The organism is bacterium (genome assembly GCA_035295165.1).
GTDB lineage: Bacteria > Sysuimicrobiota > Sysuimicrobiia > Sysuimicrobiales > Segetimicrobiaceae > JAJPIA01.
On record DATGJN010000033.1, the window covers coordinates 16,377 to 31,865 of the forward strand.

Annotated in this window: 20 protein-coding genes; 17 read left to right on the top strand and 3 right to left on the bottom strand. The window is 68.9% G+C overall.

The window, feature by feature from the left end:
* The first annotated feature begins 199 nt into the window (after positions 1-199).
* The 3 genes from VKZ50_04825 to speD all read left to right on the top strand — a co-directional run bounded on the left by VKZ50_04825 (position 200) and on the right by speD (position 2,175).
* Positions 200-1,177 (top strand): acyl-CoA thioesterase, encoded by a 978-nt coding sequence (locus tag VKZ50_04825; GenBank protein HLJ59037.1) that lies wholly within the window; start codon positions 200-202, stop codon positions 1,175-1,177.
* A complete protein-coding gene (locus VKZ50_04830; GenBank protein ID HLJ59038.1) occupies positions 1,167-1,625 on the top strand; it encodes a small multi-drug export protein in 459 nt (152 codons plus the stop codon). The genes VKZ50_04825 and VKZ50_04830 overlap by 11 nt, the downstream gene beginning before the upstream one ends.
* A gap of 76 nt (positions 1,626-1,701) precedes the next feature.
* Positions 1,702-2,175 (top strand): adenosylmethionine decarboxylase, encoded by a 474-nt coding sequence (speD, locus tag VKZ50_04835; GenBank protein HLJ59039.1) that lies wholly within the window; start codon positions 1,702-1,704, stop codon positions 2,173-2,175.
* A gap of 9 nt (positions 2,176-2,184) precedes the next feature.
* Here speD and VKZ50_04840 read toward each other — a convergent pair whose 3' ends face one another.
* Complete coding sequence (locus tag VKZ50_04840) at positions 2,185-2,457, bottom strand: YggT family protein (protein HLJ59040.1); 273 nt, start codon at positions 2,455-2,457, stop codon at positions 2,185-2,187.
* A 63-nt stretch (positions 2,458-2,520) separates the two neighbouring features.
* Between VKZ50_04840 and VKZ50_04845 the strand changes: the two genes are divergently transcribed.
* The 11 genes from VKZ50_04845 (at position 2,521) to VKZ50_04895 (ending at position 12,133) form a co-directional block, all read left to right on the top strand.
* Complete coding sequence (locus VKZ50_04845; protein HLJ59041.1) at positions 2,521-3,729, top strand: alanyl-tRNA editing protein; 1,209 nt, start codon at positions 2,521-2,523, stop codon at positions 3,727-3,729.
* A complete protein-coding gene (locus VKZ50_04850) occupies positions 3,722-4,516 on the top strand; it encodes a DNA-formamidopyrimidine glycosylase family protein (GenBank protein ID HLJ59042.1) in 795 nt (264 codons plus the stop codon). Before VKZ50_04845 ends, VKZ50_04850 begins: the two co-directional genes overlap by 8 nt.
* A gap of 212 nt (positions 4,517-4,728) precedes the next feature.
* A complete protein-coding gene (locus VKZ50_04855) occupies positions 4,729-5,055 on the top strand; it encodes a hypothetical protein (protein ID HLJ59043.1) in 327 nt (108 codons plus the stop codon).
* A 168-nt stretch (positions 5,056-5,223) separates the two neighbouring features.
* Positions 5,224-6,417, top strand: coding sequence for a M20/M25/M40 family metallo-hydrolase (locus VKZ50_04860; GenBank protein ID HLJ59044.1), 1,194 nt, complete (start codon positions 5,224-5,226; stop codon positions 6,415-6,417).
* Between the two features lie 13 nt (positions 6,418-6,430).
* Positions 6,431-7,213, top strand: a complete 783-nt coding sequence (locus VKZ50_04865) for an SAM-dependent chlorinase/fluorinase (GenBank protein HLJ59045.1) — start codon at positions 6,431-6,433, stop codon at positions 7,211-7,213.
* 299 nt (positions 7,214-7,512) lie between these two features.
* Positions 7,513-8,874, top strand: coding sequence for a S41 family peptidase (locus VKZ50_04870; protein ID HLJ59046.1), 1,362 nt, complete (start codon positions 7,513-7,515; stop codon positions 8,872-8,874).
* A 41-nt stretch (positions 8,875-8,915) separates the two neighbouring features.
* Entirely contained in the window at positions 8,916-9,488 is a 573-nt protein-coding gene (locus tag VKZ50_04875) for a hypothetical protein (protein ID HLJ59047.1), read from the top strand.
* A 125-nt stretch (positions 9,489-9,613) separates the two neighbouring features.
* Positions 9,614-10,192, top strand: coding sequence for a LemA family protein (locus VKZ50_04880; protein HLJ59048.1), 579 nt, complete (start codon positions 9,614-9,616; stop codon positions 10,190-10,192).
* Between the two features lie 2 nt (positions 10,193-10,194).
* Positions 10,195-11,127, top strand: a complete 933-nt coding sequence (locus tag VKZ50_04885; GenBank protein HLJ59049.1) for a TPM domain-containing protein — start codon at positions 10,195-10,197, stop codon at positions 11,125-11,127.
* 2 nt (positions 11,128-11,129) lie between these two features.
* On the top strand, positions 11,130-11,537 hold the full coding sequence (locus tag VKZ50_04890; protein HLJ59050.1) for a TPM domain-containing protein: 408 nt from the start codon (positions 11,130-11,132) through the stop codon (positions 11,535-11,537).
* Entirely contained in the window at positions 11,534-12,133 is a 600-nt protein-coding gene (locus tag VKZ50_04895; protein ID HLJ59051.1) for a LemA family protein, read from the top strand. The genes VKZ50_04890 and VKZ50_04895 overlap by 4 nt, the downstream gene beginning before the upstream one ends.
* Here VKZ50_04895 and VKZ50_04900 read toward each other — a convergent pair.
* Positions 12,114-12,797 carry a metal-dependent transcriptional regulator gene (locus VKZ50_04900; GenBank protein ID HLJ59052.1) on the bottom strand — a complete coding sequence of 228 codons (684 nt, stop codon included), beginning with the start codon at positions 12,795-12,797 and terminating at the stop codon, positions 12,114-12,116. The genes VKZ50_04895 and VKZ50_04900 overlap by 20 nt on opposite strands.
* A gap of 109 nt (positions 12,798-12,906) precedes the next feature.
* On the opposite strand from VKZ50_04900, the gene VKZ50_04905 reads away from it, so the two are divergent.
* Genes VKZ50_04905 through VKZ50_04915 form a run of 3 tightly spaced genes read left to right on the top strand, consistent with a single transcriptional unit; the run spans position 12,907 to position 15,061 of the window.
* Positions 12,907-13,377, top strand: a complete 471-nt coding sequence (locus VKZ50_04905; GenBank protein HLJ59053.1) for a DUF4149 domain-containing protein — start codon at positions 12,907-12,909, stop codon at positions 13,375-13,377.
* Positions 13,378-13,421: 44 nt separating this feature from the next.
* Positions 13,422-14,084, top strand: coding sequence for a lipoyl(octanoyl) transferase LipB (gene lipB / locus VKZ50_04910; protein ID HLJ59054.1), 663 nt, complete (start codon positions 13,422-13,424; stop codon positions 14,082-14,084).
* Between the two features lie 20 nt (positions 14,085-14,104).
* Complete coding sequence (locus VKZ50_04915; protein ID HLJ59055.1) at positions 14,105-15,061, top strand: succinylglutamate desuccinylase/aspartoacylase family protein; 957 nt, start codon at positions 14,105-14,107, stop codon at positions 15,059-15,061.
* Between the two features lie 58 nt (positions 15,062-15,119).
* Here VKZ50_04915 and VKZ50_04920 read toward each other — a convergent pair whose 3' ends face one another.
* On the bottom strand, positions 15,120-15,332 hold the full coding sequence (locus tag VKZ50_04920; GenBank protein HLJ59056.1) for a DUF6496 domain-containing protein: 213 nt from the start codon (positions 15,330-15,332) through the stop codon (positions 15,120-15,122).
* Between the last annotated feature and the right edge of the window lie 157 nt (positions 15,333-15,489).

Sequence of the window (15,489 nt, forward strand, 5' to 3'; positions counted from 1 at the left end):
TGCGAGATGTTGTCGCGGAATTCCACCTTTGCTGTGCGAGGCACACGCACGGCAGGTGTCTCTTCGCCTCCGTTGGTCTCAGTGCGTTGATGAGCACACACAACCGTACAGCACAGCGCAGAAGGAGCCCGAGAGAGACACGGGTAGATTTTTCCCGGCTATGTGGTACCATACTCGGTGGCGCAGTGAGGAGGGCAGGGTGCCGACCATCGCGGACACGCGCTTCCAGATGGTTCAGTTGGTCTTTCCCGAGCACACCAACCAGCGTGGCACCCTGTACGGCGGACGGATGATGTCATGGATCGCAACCGCCGGAACGCTCGCCGCGTCTCGCGTGGCGCGCGGAGCCGTCGTGCTTGGCGCGATGGACGATCTGGACTTCCTCACACCAATCCACCTCGGAGAGATCGTGACGATGGATGCACAGGTGGAATCCATCGGCCGGTCATCCCTCGAGGTGGGCGTGACGGTGCATGCGGAGTCGCCTCAGCGGGGCGTGCCGAGGCGGGCGACCTCCTCGCATCTCGCCTTTGTGTCGCTGGATGAGCACGAGCGCCCCCGGCCGGTGGGACGGACGATTACGCCCGGCACCGAGGCGGAGGCGGCGGTATGCGCAGAGGCCGAAGCCCGCAAAGCGGCGCGGCTGACGCGACTTCACGCGCACCGGGGCGGTGAAGATGCGATTCCGGACCTGCGCACGCGGCACGCGGTGACGCTGTCGCGGCTGGTGCGTCCGGAAGACGCCCTCAGCGGAACGCTGATGTTCGCCGGCAAATTGCTCGAGATGCTCGACGAGGTGGCATCGATCACCGCTGCGCGGTACTGCCGCGGCGCGACGGTGACGGCATCGCTCGACACCGTGTACTTCCACAACCCGCTTCGGATCGGTCAGATCGTGGACTTTCGCACGGTGCTTACGCACGTCGCGCGGTCGTCGATGGAGATCGGCGTCCGCGTAGATGCCGAAGACCCGCGATCGGGGGCGCGTCACCACACGTGCACCGCGTTTTTCACGATGGTTCACCTCGACGAGCACGGCCATCCCGCTCCGGTCCCCGCGTTTACCCCGGACGGTCCAGACGAGTGGCGGATGTGGCACGAGGCGGAGGTCCGTATTCGGGCCCGCCGGGCGCGCATCGCGCAACTGCGAGCGTCGGCAGGCGCGAATGCCCGCTAGGATCGTTCAGGTGATGTTGTTCTCGATCGTGCCCTGGGTTGAGTTGCGGCTGGCGATTCCCTACGGGATCACCAAAGGACTGCCGCCCGTGGTCGCCTGTCTCGCCGCAATCACTGCCAGTTGGGTGATGATCATCCCAATGTTCTTGGTGTTGGATCTCTTCTACCATCGGTTTCTGTCTGGGGTGCCGGTCGTGCGGTGGGGGATCGAGGAGGTGCGGAACCGGGGTCGCGGCTACGTGGAACGCTGGGGCGTGCTCGGGGTGGGAATCTATGTGAGCCTGCCTCTGCCGGGCCCGGGCATCTACTCCGGCACAATCCTCGCATGGCTGTTCGGCCTGCCGCGCCGACAGGCGGTGATCGCCCTGGCGCTCGGGAGCACGGTCAGCGCGCTGCTCGTCACGATCATCAGCACGGGTGTGATCGCGCTCATACGGAGGTTTGCCTGACCGGGACGGGCACGAGCCCCCCGGAATCGTCGCAGCGGCGCCGCGCGAGCTTTCGCGGCGGGGAGGGAGGTCGACGGTGGAAACCGTCGGGCATCACTACATCGTCGAGGGGTCGGGCTGCAACCCGGACGTGATCAGCCGGGTCGAGCAGGTGGAGCAAATCATGGTGCAGGCCGCCGAGGTCGCGGACGTGCAAATCTGGGCGATCTCGTTCCATCGGTTTCGTCCCACCGGCGTCAGCGGCGTGGTGGTGATCTCCGAGTCCCACTTGTCGGTGCACACTTGGCCCGAGGCCGGCTACGTTGCGCTCGACATTTTCACGTGCGGCGAGCGTGCGAAGCCCGAACCGGCGGTGCAACACGCGCTGAAGGCGTTCGGCGCCACGAACATGCACATCACGGAAGTGACGCGCGGCCTCGACGAGGGCGACAACGTCTACTTTCACAGTATGATCACGTGGGAGGAGAATTTGCCGGAGAACGTCTTGAACCACAAGCCGCGCCGCCGTCGCCGCGCGGTCGCGCGGCGCAAGAAATCCGTGTCAACGTAAGCGGGCGGCTCAGGCGCCCGCGAGCAGGGAGACCAGCGCCCGGATCAACAACTGGCCCGCGAACTGCAACAGGAGGATGGCGATAATCGGGGAGAGGTCCAAGCCGCCGAGGGGCGGGAGCACTCGCCGCACGGGTTCCAGCACCGGGTCGGTGACGCGCATGACGAAGCGGATGATCGGGTGGCCGTAGTCCGCCGTGGGGATCCACGAGAGGACGGCCCGCACGATGATCAGGAGCGTCAACAACTGGATGACGTCGGAGACCAGTGTGATGAGGAGCATCGCGTGTATTGTAGCACAGCCGGCGGACCTGCGCGTTCCAGCGGCTCCGCGCCGGAGGCGCCGGTGACGGAGCGCCTCTACTACAGCGACGCGTACCTGCGCGCGTTCACTGCGCGCGTTACCGGGGTGATCTCGCCCGGCGACGGCGGCCGCGGCGGCGTCGTGCTCGACCGGACCGCGTTCTACCCGACCTCCGGGGGGCAGCCCCACGATACCGGGACGCTCGGCGGCCACCGGGTGGTGGACGTGGTGGACGCCGGGGAGACGGTGGTGCACGTGCTTGACGGCGCGGATCCGTCCGGCGGCTTAGCCCCGGGCGCGGACGTGGCGGGCGAGCTGGACTGGCCGCGTCGATTCGATCATATGCAGCAGCACACCGCGCAGCACCTGCTCTCGGCGGTCTTCCTCGATGTGCTCGCTGCCAAGACCGCCTCGGTGCACCTCGGCGAGTCTTCCACACTCGATCTCGACATCGCGCTCCTGGACGCGGACGCCGTACGGCGCGTCGAGGATGCGGCCAACCAGATCGTGTTCGAGAACCGCCCGGTGACGATTCGGTTCGTCGAGGCGGCCGACGCGGACGCGCTCGGGCTCCGCCGCCCCTCCGGTCGCACGGGGACGCTGCGTGTGATCGAAATCGCCGGGTGCGACCGGTCGGCATGTGGCGGGACGCACGTGCGAAGCACCGGCGAGCTCGGGCCGGTGTTGGTGCGCCGGTGGGAGCGCAGCCGTGGGCGTTTGCGGGCGGAGTTCTTGGCGGGGTGGCGGGCCGTCCGGGACTATCAATGGAAGCACGCGCTGGTCGGGGACTGGAGCGCCCGGCTGACCGTGCGTGACCGGGACCTCGGCGATGCGCTCGACCGGATCGTCGCTGAGAGCCGCGTGCACGAGCGTTCCCTGCAGGATGCACGCAAGCGCCTGTTGGCCTACGAGGCGGCAGAGCGTGTGGCCGCCCTCCCGGCCGGACCGGAGGGGCGCGTCCTCCGGCTGCTCTTCCCGGACCGGGACGGCGACGACGTCCGTGCGCTGCTGCGCGAGGTCACCGCGCTGACGCCGGCGGCCGTGGTGGCCGGCGTGACCGAGACCGGCCGCATCTGGTTCGCGCGCGCGCCGGGCGACGGGCCGGATCTCGCCGCGCTGCTGTCGCGCGTGGCTCGTGCAGTTGGCGGACGCGGGGGCGGCACAGCGGAGTTCGCGCAGGGTGCGGTTGCGGCCGGCGATACGGTGGCTCGCGTGCTCGCCGCCGCCGAGGAGGAGCTGCGCGGTGCCTGAGCTGCCCGAAGTGGAGACGGCGCGACGCAGCCTGGTGCGGGCCGTCGGCGAGAAGATCATCGACCGCGGCGCCGTGCTCCGGCCCGTTGCGGTGCGGACCCACACGCCGCAGGGATTCGCCCGCGCCGTGCGCGGCGCCGTTGTTGAGGACGTGGCCCGCCACGGCAAGGCGCTCTGGTTCATGCTGGGCCGCTGGGTGCTCGTGTTCCACTACAAGCTATGGGGCGTGATTCGGTTTCACGCGCAGGCACCGGAGACGGATAAGGGGGCGGCCCTGCTACTCGTGTTCACCGACGGTACTGCCCTGGAGTTCCGCGACCTCCAGTTGAGCTCGTTCCATCTCGTCAAGACCGGGACGCGTACGCTGCTCGACAATCTGGGCATCGAACCGCTCGCGCCGACGACCACCTTCGAGGTGTTCCGGCGCGCCCTCGGCCCCAAGGGCGCGGTCAAGGACCTGCTCTGTGATCAGGAGCGGATCGCCGGGATTGGTAACCTGTGGGCGCACGAGATCCTGTTTCGCGCCCGCATTCGCCCGGACCGCAAGGTGGAGTCGCTGACCCCGACCGAGGCGCGGACGTTATACCGGATCACGCGGGAGACCCTCCGCCAGGCCGTGGAGGCCGGTGGTGAGCCGGAGTTTCAAGACGCGTTCGGCCGAGCGGGTCGGTATCGTCTCGCGGTCTACGGCGCCGCCGGCAAGCCGTGCCCCGTGTGCGGCACGAAGGTTCTCGGCGGGCGCTTCCACGGACGTCCAACGTTCTACTGCCCATCCTGCCAGCGCTGAGCCACGCTATCAGCCTCGATCGCGCCGTCACCGCGAGCCCGCCTGCCGAAGGACGCAAACCGTGAGAGACTGTCTTCGCAATATTGTGGGAGTTCTCAAAGAATAGCGTCGTAAGTTTCATTACGCTCACCAATCGGGCGCTCACCTGATGGCATCTGCGGATCATAAGAAGTATCATCAGCGCACACGGTCGGTCATCTGGAGGATCACAGATGCTGTCACAAGTTGGCAAGAGTCAACCCGGGATGATCAACGGTCGTGTCCACGGCGGTGCCCTCGGAGTGCACGAGCACGGCCGTGCGCCGCTGGAGCGGCGGGATACGTCCCCGGAGGGCGCGGCGCGGCGGGCCAGGTTCGAGGAGTCGCTGGAGTTACTGCGTGCGTTGGGGCTCTCCCCCTTTGCGATCGAACACTATAGGCGGTTGGCCCGCAAGACTCGGAAGCTGCCGCACGAGCTTGTGCGCACCCTCGTGGAGGAAACGGCCGAGCAGCCGGACATCCTGACCCTGATTGGCGTGAACGCCGGGCGTCCGGCGTAGCCAGCACGCGATCCACGGGTCTGACACGCGAACGCCGTCCCCGATCACGGTTCGCACGCGGGTAACAGGAAGCCGCGCGCTCTTCGCAAAATGCCTCTTCTTGTGGGGTGACGGCGGCATCCCGTTGGCCGACACTCTCCGAACGTCGTCCCAGCAAGGGAGGCGCACATGGCGCGCTCGAGCCCACCGACCGTGGATGCGACGCGGCTCACGGACCTCATAGCCGATCTCGTTCGCATCCCGTCGGTAAACCCCATGCTCGTGCGGGGTGGCGCCGGCGAGGGGGCGATCGCTGCCCACCTCGCGGATGTGTGCCGGCGCCTCGGGATGACCGTGACGGTCGAGGACGCGGCTCCCGGACGTCCCAACGTCGTCGCGGTGCTGCCGGGGTCCGATCCCGCCGGCGGCCGCCGTCTGCTGCTGAACGGGCACATGGACACCGTCGGACTGGCGGGGATGCAGGCGCCATTCACGCCCGAGATCCGCGCGGCCCGTCTGTACGGCCGCGGTGCCTTCGACATGAAGGCGAGCCTCGCGGCGATGGTCGCCGCCGTCGCCGCGTTCCGCTCGACTGGCCGGACGTTGCTCGGAGACATCGTGCTGACATTCGTGTCGGACGAGGAGCACTTGAGCGTCGGCACTGCGGCAATCGCCGGCCGGGTCAGTGCCGATGCCGCGATCGTGACCGAGCCGACGGGGCTCGCAATCTGTGTTGCGCACAAAGGCTTTCTGTGGGCGACGATTCGGACGGAAGGCCGCGCGGCCCACGGCAGCAACTACGGTGTCGGGGTGGACGCCATCGCTCGCATGGGCCGCGTGCTCGCGCGGCTGGAACTGCTCGAGCGCGACGTGCTCCCGCGGCGGACCCATCCGCTCCTCGGCCGTCCCTCGCTGCACGCGTCCCTGATCCAGGGCGGCGAAGGCCTGAGTACGTACCCCCCGTCCTGCGAACTGGCATTGGAACGCCGCACGCTGCCGAACGAGACCGACGATGCGGTTCGGGCGGAACTACAGGGTATTTTGGACTCGCTGCGCGAGCGGGATTCGACATTCCAGGCGTCACTGCGCGTGTGCGGCGCGCGCCCCGGGCTGGAGGCGGACCGCGGCGTCGGTGTTGTGCCCGCGCTACACCGGGCGTGCGTGACCGTGCGCGGAGAGGAGCCGGCGTACACCGGCGCAGCGTTTTGGACCGACGCGGCCCTGCTCGCGGGCGCCGGAGTGCCGACCGTGCTCTTCGGCCCGGCAGGGGACGGAGCGCACGCAGATGTGGAGTACGTCGATCTGCCGTCGGCCGTGGCGTGCGCCCAGGTGCTCGTCAACACGATCGACGAGTTTTGCGGGAGCGAGCGGGCGTCCGCGTAGCGCCGCCTCGGACGTGCGTCTGCTCACGTTCTTGTCGGATTTCGGGAGTTGGTCGCCGTATCCGGCGGCGATGAAGGGCGCGGCAGCGGGCGGTAACGCTGTGTTCGTTGACATTTCGCACGATGTCCCGCGCCACGACATCCGGGCGGGCGCATACCTGCTCTGGTCTGCGGCGCCCGCGTTTCCGCCCGGCACCGTCCACTGCGCGGTTGTCGATCCGGGGGTCGGTGGCGCGCGGGCGGCGCTCGCCGTCGCGTCGGGCGGCCACGTCTTCGTGGGCCCCGATAACGGCCTGCTGATCCCGGCCGCCCGGCGGCTAGGAGCCCCGCGCGTATTTCGTCTCATCGCCAGCCCCGGTGGGGATACCGTCGTCTCCTCGACGTTTCACGGACGCGACGTGTTCGCCCCTGCGGCCGCGCGTCTCGCCGCGGGCGAGGCGGTCGAGACGATCGCGCGTCCGGTCGACGACTTCACCGATCTGGTATTTCCCGCCGGGCGGCGCCGCGGGCGCCGGCTTGAGGGCGAGGTCCTTTGGGTGGACCCGTTCGGCAACCTGATCACGACGATTCCCGGCGGGTTGTTCGCGGACATAGCCGCGAACGGCGCCGTTCGGGTGCACGTAGGTGCCGGCTCGATGACCGCGACCGTGGGAAAGACATTCGGCGCCGTCCCTCGCGGGAAGGCAGTCGCCTATGTCGGGAGTGACGGCGTCGTCGAGGTCGCGATTAACCAGGGAAGCGCGGCCGCGCTCACGGAGGCCGTTGCCGGGGCGCGCGTGAGCATCGGGCCCATCTGAACACGCCGTGCTCCCATCCGTTCGGTGCAGCCGGGCGAAGAATACAGTGGAGGCGGCGACGCCGGGCGTTCCCACGATTTTCGGCGATGGGTGCCTATCACCGGGACCGTTTCATCGACGGCAGACACGGTACGATCGGTCGGGTGGGTCGGCGTACTCGCTCGCCCGCGGGCGATGCACGGCGGTCGCCGCGAGAATCACGGCTTGCCGGCGCGGATTATGAATGGTAGCGTGGTGTAATAGCGGCGCCGCCGGCCATCCGGCGGCTGCCGATTATCCGCCGTTGGGGGGAGCAGTGCATGAAGCGTTTCCGTGTCCTGTCCGCTGTGCTCATCGGAGCCGTCGCCGTCATGCTGGCGATGCCGGGGGCGCCCAGAGCGGAGGCGGCGGATGCACAGTTTGTGTTGGCGGCGCTCCGCACGCTGGAGGCACACTACGTGGACCCGCTCTCCGCCCCCACGATGCTCAACGCCGCCTTGGACAGCGCTCGGGACCAGTCCCATGCCGCGTCGTTCGGCGGACCGATCCCGGCAGACGCGGACGCCGCCGAGGCCGCCCGGTTGTTCACGCAGCGGTTCGACGAGATCCTGAGCCAGGCGCACGGAGAACACGCGTCCACGGAAGTCGCCTACGCGGCGGTCGCGGGCATGCTCGATAGTCTCCACGACTCCCACACCGCGTTCATACCGCCCTCCGTGTACCAGGAGGAGCAGCGGCGCGAGGACGGGGACGCGGCGTTTACCGGGATCGGGATTGAGCTGCTGGCCCGTAACGGCAGCTTCTACGTGAGCGAAGTGTATCCCGACAGCCCAGCCAGCGTCGCTGGGGTGCGCACGTTCGACCGGGTCGTCGCCGTGGACGGACAGGCGACCAGCGGTCTCGCGGACGACGCCGTCAGTGCCATGGTCCGCGGCGCCGCGGGATCTTCCGTGGTGTTGACCGTGGATCGTCCTGGCCAGACCGGTTCCATCGACTTGCGTGTCACGCGCGCGCCCATCCACGTGCCCCGCGTGACCAGCCGCATGCTGGACGACGGCATCGGGTACGTGAAGATCTACGAATTCGTGCAGGGGACCGGGGCCGCGTTCCGCGAGGCGATCTTCGGGCTCCGGCGCAGCGGCATGCGCGCGATGGTCCTGGATCTCCGAGGGAATCCGGGCGGCCTCGTGGACGAGCTCAGGGATGTCTCGGCCGCGCTGCTTCCCCAGCGCTCGCCGTTCATCCGGTTGCGTACGCGCAGTGGCCGCGACATGCTGCTCGAGACGTCCGATCCGCCGATCGTGCCGGCTACGACGCCCCTCGTGGTGCTCGTGGACGAGGGAACGGGATCCGCGGCCGAGCTGCTGACCGCGGCGCTGCAGGAGCAGTCGCGCGCCGTGGTCACCGGCGCGCGGACCGCTGGTGCGGTCGAGATCGGCATCACGGTGGACCTTCCGGAGGGCGCCGGCATGGCCATCACGGTCGCCCGTGTGTGGAGCGGTCACGGCGCACGGCTCGAGGGGCACGGCGTGACGCCGGACGACCCCGAAGCGCTGTCGACCGACGCGATGAACCTGGGGCACGATAGCCAGCTCGACAAAGCGCTCGAGACACTACGGACGAGGCTTGGCTCGGGCGCGGGGTTCCGGCCGGTCCCGGCCCTATCTGCACACGCGGCGTAGGTGGTTCCGTTCGGATCGTGACCGCTCCCTTCGAGTGCGAGGTGCGGTTTCTGATTCCCGACATCGAGGCGTTTCGGGCACGGCTGCGGGTGCTCGGGGCGAGCAGCGAGGAACGATACGCGTTCACCGATCACTACGTCCGCCCGACACACTGGTCGTGGGACGCCCGGACGCATGCGCTACGCGTTCGAGAGTGGCAGGAGCCCGTCCGAGAGAGCGAGTTGTTGCTGACCCGCATCGAGATCGTCCACGCCGGCGGGCTGACGTGCAAACGCTCGTTGCTCCCCGACGGCAAGCTCCGGTTACACCACGGCACGGTCCAGGAGTGCATGAGGGTCTGCGAGATCTTGGGGTTCACGCGATGGCTGGACGTGGTCAAGTCGCAGTGCGGGATCTGCGATCTTCCCGGGCTCGGTAAGGCCATCTACGAACACGTCGAGGGCCTCGGCTGGGCGAGCGAAGTTGAGGTCGAGGGCACCGATCCCGCCGCCGCGCTTGCGCGCATCCGCGACAAGCTCGCCTCACTGGGCGTGCCGGCGGCCGCGGCGACCGATACGCCGATGGCCGTGCTCGTGGCGGAACGCCTCGGCCTGCTCCCAGCGTCTACCCGATAGTTCTGCCTTCCGCGGCCGGCGCGCGACGCGTCCGGGTTTGCACGTCGCGGGTGGTGTGCTACGCTGAAGTGCCGGGGCCCGGCGGGAACGTACCGATTCGGATCCGGGGTTTGAGAGGAGAGAGCATGCGCATTGCGGCGGGCGTCGTACTCGGAATCGCCCTCGTCGGGGCGATCGTCTACTCGACAGTAGCCGGCACGTACAACCGGCTCGTGCAGGCCAATCAACAGGTCAACGCGGCGCAGGCCGAGGTGGAGACGCAGCTCCAGAGGCGGTTCGATCTCGTGCCCAATCTGGTCGAGGCGACCCGGGCGACGCTCACGCAGGAGCGCGCGGTGTTCGGTGCGATCGCGCAGGCGCGCACGCACTACGCGGGCACGCAGGCCGGCACGCCCGAACGTGTCGAGGCGGCGAACCAGTACGAGGGCGCCATTGCGCGCCTGCTCGTGATCGTCGAGAACTATCCGGTGCTGCGGAGCAACGACACGGTGCAGGCGCTGATGCGCCAGCTCGCATCGACGGAGAATGAGGTCGCGTTCGCGCGCCGCGGGTACAACGCGTCCGTGCAAGCGTACGACACGATGATTCAGTCGTTTCCGACCACGGTGATCGCCGGCAGCCTCGGGTTTCATCCGCGGCCCTACTTCCAGGCGCAGCCCGGCGCGGAGCAGGCCCCACGCGTCAATCTCACGCCCCAGCCCTGAACATGGTCGCCTCGCGCAAACGCCCGCGTGCGGGGTGGCGGCGCGTTGCGGCCGCGTTGGCGGTGTGCGGCGCGGTCTGGGCGTGGGCGGCGCTCCCGGCGGCGGGTGCGCCGGGGTTTCCTCGTCCCACCGGGTATGTGAACGACTTCGCGCACCTCCTGGATCCGGCCGCGCGAAGCGCGCTTGACGCGCGGCTGGCCGCGTACGACCAGGGGACAGGCAACCAGATCGCCGTGGCGATTTTCGCGGACCTAGGCGGCGTCCCGATCAACGACTTTGCCGCGCAATTGGAGGAGGCTTGGAAGGTCGGGCGCAAGGGCAAGGACAACGGCCTGCTGCTGCTGATCGCGCTCCGAGAGCGCGAGGTGCGGATCGAGGTCGGGTACGGACTCGAGAGCAAGATCACGGACGCCGACGCTGGCGCGATCATCCGGGATGAGATCGCGCCTGCGTTCCGCGACGCGCGCTACGCCGACGGGTTGAACGCGGCGGTGAACGCCCTGCAGGGTCTGATCGGCGGCGCGTCGTCCGGAGCGCCAGGCGTGCCCGGCGCGCCCTCCGCCGTGACGCCGCAGCCGGCGCGCAGCGCGGGGGGCGGTATCGGGTTGCTTCCCGTGGCGCTGTTCGTCGCGTTCCTCATAATCTCGTCGGTGCTCGGCCGTCGTCAGGCGAGACGGTGCCCGCGGTGCGGCACGCCGCTCGTACCGTCGGCCCCGGTTCAGGCGCATAGCGTCGGAGCGGTGCAGGTCTGGGCGTGTCCGCGCTGCGGCTACCGGGAGAAGCACGTATCGCGAGGCGCAGGGTCGGGGATGTTGGTCCCTTGGGTCGTGGGTCCCGGCGTCGGATGGGGCAGCGGCGGGTTCTCGGGCGGCGGCGGGTTTGGCGGGTTCGGCGGCGGCGCCTCGGGTGGCGGCGGCGCTACGGGAGGCTGGTGACCGTGGAGCGGCATCCTCACCGCGCGTTGAGCCGCGTGGAGAAAGCGCGCCTCCGGTCGGTCGTCGAGGAGATCGAACGCGATACCGGCGTCGAGATCGCCGCGTTGATCGTGCCGCACGTGGACGAGGTCGAGGCGTTCGCGACCACGTACTTCAACCACCTCGGTGTCGGCAAGCGCGGGCGCGACAACGGCATCCTCGTGCTCGTCGTCGTGGACCGCCGTCTCGTCCGCATCGAGGTGGGACGGGGGCTCCAGGCTGTCGTTACCCACGAGACGGCCGAGCGGATCATCGCGGACATCATGGTCCCGCAGTTGCGTCACGGACGACTCGGTGAGGCCGTCGTGCGCGCCGTGGAAGCGCTGGGGCACGTCGTGCGGACGTCGCCCTCGCCGCCTCCGACCGGATGAACGGCCAGGCTCCGCGTTCGCTGCACGGCTCCGCGTTTGTCGCGCTCGTCGTCGCGGCGCTCGCCCTTGCCGTGGGTGCGTGGACGGCGACCACCTATAACCGCCTTGTTCAGGCGCGCCAGGCCGTCGACACGCAGTGGGCGCAGGTCGAGGTCCAATACCAGCGGCGCGTGGATCTTATCCCCGCACTCGTGGCTGCGCTACGGGGGTATCTGGCCCAGGAGCGCACGGTGCTTGACGCTGTGGCCCGGGCGCGCGCGGCGTACCTGGCGACACCCTCCGGCTCGCCGGATCGCGTTCGCGCGGCGGACGCGCTCCAGCAGCCGCTCGGACGGCTCGTCGCGGTCGTTGAGGCGTCGCCGGTGCTCCGCAGCAACGACACCGTGGCCGGGCTCATGGACGAACTGGCGGGCACCGAAAATCGGATCGCCGTCGAGCGGCGCCGCTACAACGACCGCGTCTTGACGTACGACACCCTGGTGCTGAAGGTGCCGTCGTCGCTGATCGCGGCCGCCGCCGGGTTTCGGCTGCGCCCCTACTTCGAAGCGGCGTCGGGAGCCGCCTCGCCGCCGCCCGTCACGCTTCCGTCCCGCTAGCCGGGGCGATCCAGACCTGCGCAGCCGCGTCCCTGGGAACGGTTCGGCGGATGCCGTTCGTCCGCACGATCAATGGTCCTCGGGGGGTGGCGGAGGCTTCGACGCTCACCTCGACCCCGAGTCGCAGTCCGGTGGCGAGCGAGATCTTGAGCAGATCCGTGCGCTCTTCGGGAAGTGCCGTCACGCGTCCGGGCAGTTGCGGCGCAAGCGTCGCGAGCGTCCTGTCCCGACGCGGAGCGAGCACGCCGTCTCGACCGGGGATCGGGTGCCCGTGCGGACACGTCGCGGGATGACCGAGCACGTCGTCGAGGCGAGTCTCGACCTGCGGGCTGATGACATGCTCCATCTTGCACGCTTCGTCGTACACGTCCTGGAGGTCCATCTTGAGCACGTCGGTCAGCAACCGCTCCGCAAGCCGGAGGCGGCGTACGACCTGCGTGGCGATGCCCAGCCCCGTGCCGGTCAGCCGCGTGCCTTCGTCGGACCCTTCCAAGTATCCGAGGTGCTCGAGCCGCTTCAGCATCTCCGAGGCCGACGGGGCTGAGACGCCCATCGCCTCGGCCACCCGCGAGGTCGTGACGCGGTGACCGGCCTGGGCGAGCGTGAGCACGCTCTTCAGATACATCTCGATGCGTTCGACCTTGGCGATGTCGTGGGTGGTCATGGTGTCACCGTGGAGTAATGTTACCTTCGCCGGGCGCGAGTCCTGCTGGCCGCCGGGCGCGTGGTCCTCCGCGGACGTCGTCTCACAATTCTTGACAGGGCATGAGGGGTTGGCTAGCCTAACGGTGATGCTCCAACTGGCCGGGATCGTCCGGACCCTCGCGCTCGCACTTTGGATCGGCGGCATGGCGGTGCTCGACTTCGTCGATGCACCGGCCCGCTTTGCGTTGCTCGATCGGAACCAGGCGGTACGCCTCGGCCAGATGATGTTCGAGCGGTTCAACCGGATCGAGCTCGCGCTCGCCCTGGTAACGCTCGCCGCGGCGCTGCTGGCACAGAGCGCCCGGTGGACAATCTGGCTGCTGGTGGTTATGCTCGCGGTGGTGGTGGCGCAGGCGACGTATCTGACGCCGGCAATCACACGCCTCGCGCACGGCCTGGATTTCGTTCATCGCGCCCCGCACGATCCCCGGTACGCGGCGATCCGACCGCTCCACACGGCCTATGCCGTGCTCGAGATCGTCCTGTTCGCTGCGGGGATCATCGTGCTCGCTGTCTGGGCGCGCCCAGGACGCCGTTAGCCGTCGCGCCGATGCGTGTGGCGTGGCTGGTCGAATGCGGGCGCATGGCCTACGGCGAGGCGTGGGCGCTGCAGCGTACGGTGCTGGCGGCGCGCCAGGCGGAACAGGTGCCGGACGTGGTGCTCAGCGTGGAGCACCCGCCCGTCATCACGGTGGGCCGCGCGGGCCGCACGTCGAACATTCTCGCATCAACGGATCTCCTCGGGGCGCACGGCATTGAGGTGCACCACATCGAACGCGGCGGGGACGTCACGTACCATGGGCCGGGTCAGCTCGTTGGGTATCCGATCCTGAACCTGCGCGCGCTCGACGAGGACGTGGTCAGGTACGTGCGGTTGCTCGAGGCGACGCTAATCGCGTCGCTCGCCGCGTGGGAGATCGTCGCGGAACGGCTGCGCGGGTTTCCCGGCGTCTGGGTCACCGGGGCAAAGATCGCCGCGATCGGTGTGGCGGTGAAGCGCCGTGTGACGATGCACGGGTTCGCATTGAACGTGGATCCGGCGCTGTTGCACTTCGAGTTGATCAACCCGTGCGGGCTCAACAAGCCGGTGACCTCGATGACGCGCGTCCTCGGGCGTCCGATCACGCTCGACGAGGTGCGGCCCGTGGTGGCACGGACATTCGGCGAAATGTTCCAGATCGCGTTCGAACCTATGTCGGTCGGCGAACTGTGGGCCCGGCTCGGCGCCCCGACCGCGCCGGTCTAGGGTCGGGAGGGAGGGGCGACATGGCGGGACAGACGCTTGTGGTGGGGTCCGCGGAGGCGGCGCCGGGGACGAAGGCGACCGGGTACCTGGATGTTCCGGGCACGCCGATCCGCATGCCGGTCGTTGTCGTAAACGGCGCGGCGCTCGGGCCGCGTCTCAGCATTACCGCAGGAGTGCACGGTGGTGAGTATCCCGGGATCGAGGCCGCGATTCGTACGGCCGTCACGCTCGATCCGAAGGAGGTACGCGGCCAGGTGGTCGTGGTCCCCATCGTCGATGTGCCGTCCTTCCAAGGACGCAACATCTACATCTGCCCGCTCGACGGGAAAAATCCCAACCGCGTGTTCCCGGGCAACCCGGAGGGGACCGCGAGCGACCGTCTCGCGTACACCCTGTTCACCGACGTGATCGCCCGCGGGCAGTTCTACGTGGACCTGCACGGTGGCGACATCAACGAGGCGCTGCTGCCGTTTACGATTCTACTCGACTCCGGAGCGGCGGACGTCGACGCCGCGGCGCTCGATCTCGCGCGCGTGTACGGCATCAGGTACGTCGTCCGCGGGCGCGTGTCCGGCGGGACGTACTCGGCGGCGGCGCAGCAGCGGATTCCCGCAATTCTCACGGAGGCGGGTGGGCAGGGGTTGTTGCAGCCGGAGGCGTTGGAGATCCACCTGCGCGGTCTTCGAAACGTCCTGCGGCATCTCAAGATCACGCCCGGCGCGCCGGAGTCGGTGGAGCCGATCACCGAGCTGACCGAGATGCACTGGGTCCGATCCTCGCACGCCGGCCTGTTCTATCCCGAGATCGCCCCCGGGGACCGCGTGACGAAAGGACAGCGCGTCGGGGAGACGCGAGATTACTTTGGAGCGAGCCTCGCCGAGATTACCGCCCCGGCGACGGGTGTGGTGCTGTTTACGGTGACGACCCCGGCGACCAACCCGTCGGACCCCATGTTCGCCGTCGGCGCGCCGGCGTAACAGCCTTTGTCGCTGGTGCGTCGCGGCCCGGCGCGCCGACGCGCGGGCTGGCGGCGGGCTAGCGACTTCGCGGACGCGTGCGCGTCCGGCCGCGTGTCGGGGCAGGGGGCACCTTCGCGCCGCGCTTGCGCGCCTCAGAGAGTCCAATCGCGATCGCTTGTTTTCGGCTCGTGACTTTCCTCCCCGATCGGCCGCTGCGAAGCTCGCCTCGTTTCTCTTCGTGAAGGGCGCGCGCGACCTTCGCTTGGGCGACCTTCCCGTACCTCACCATGGCGATCCACCTCCGACCGTCGATTGCCCCCGCCGTAAACTATTTCCCCGGCGAACGCACAACATCATCGCTGCGCCGTGCTCTGGCCGGCCGTTCCGCGCGCGTTTCGGCCGCCAAGGGGTGGGTGCCCGCCGGGATGTCGTTGCCCTCGATGCGC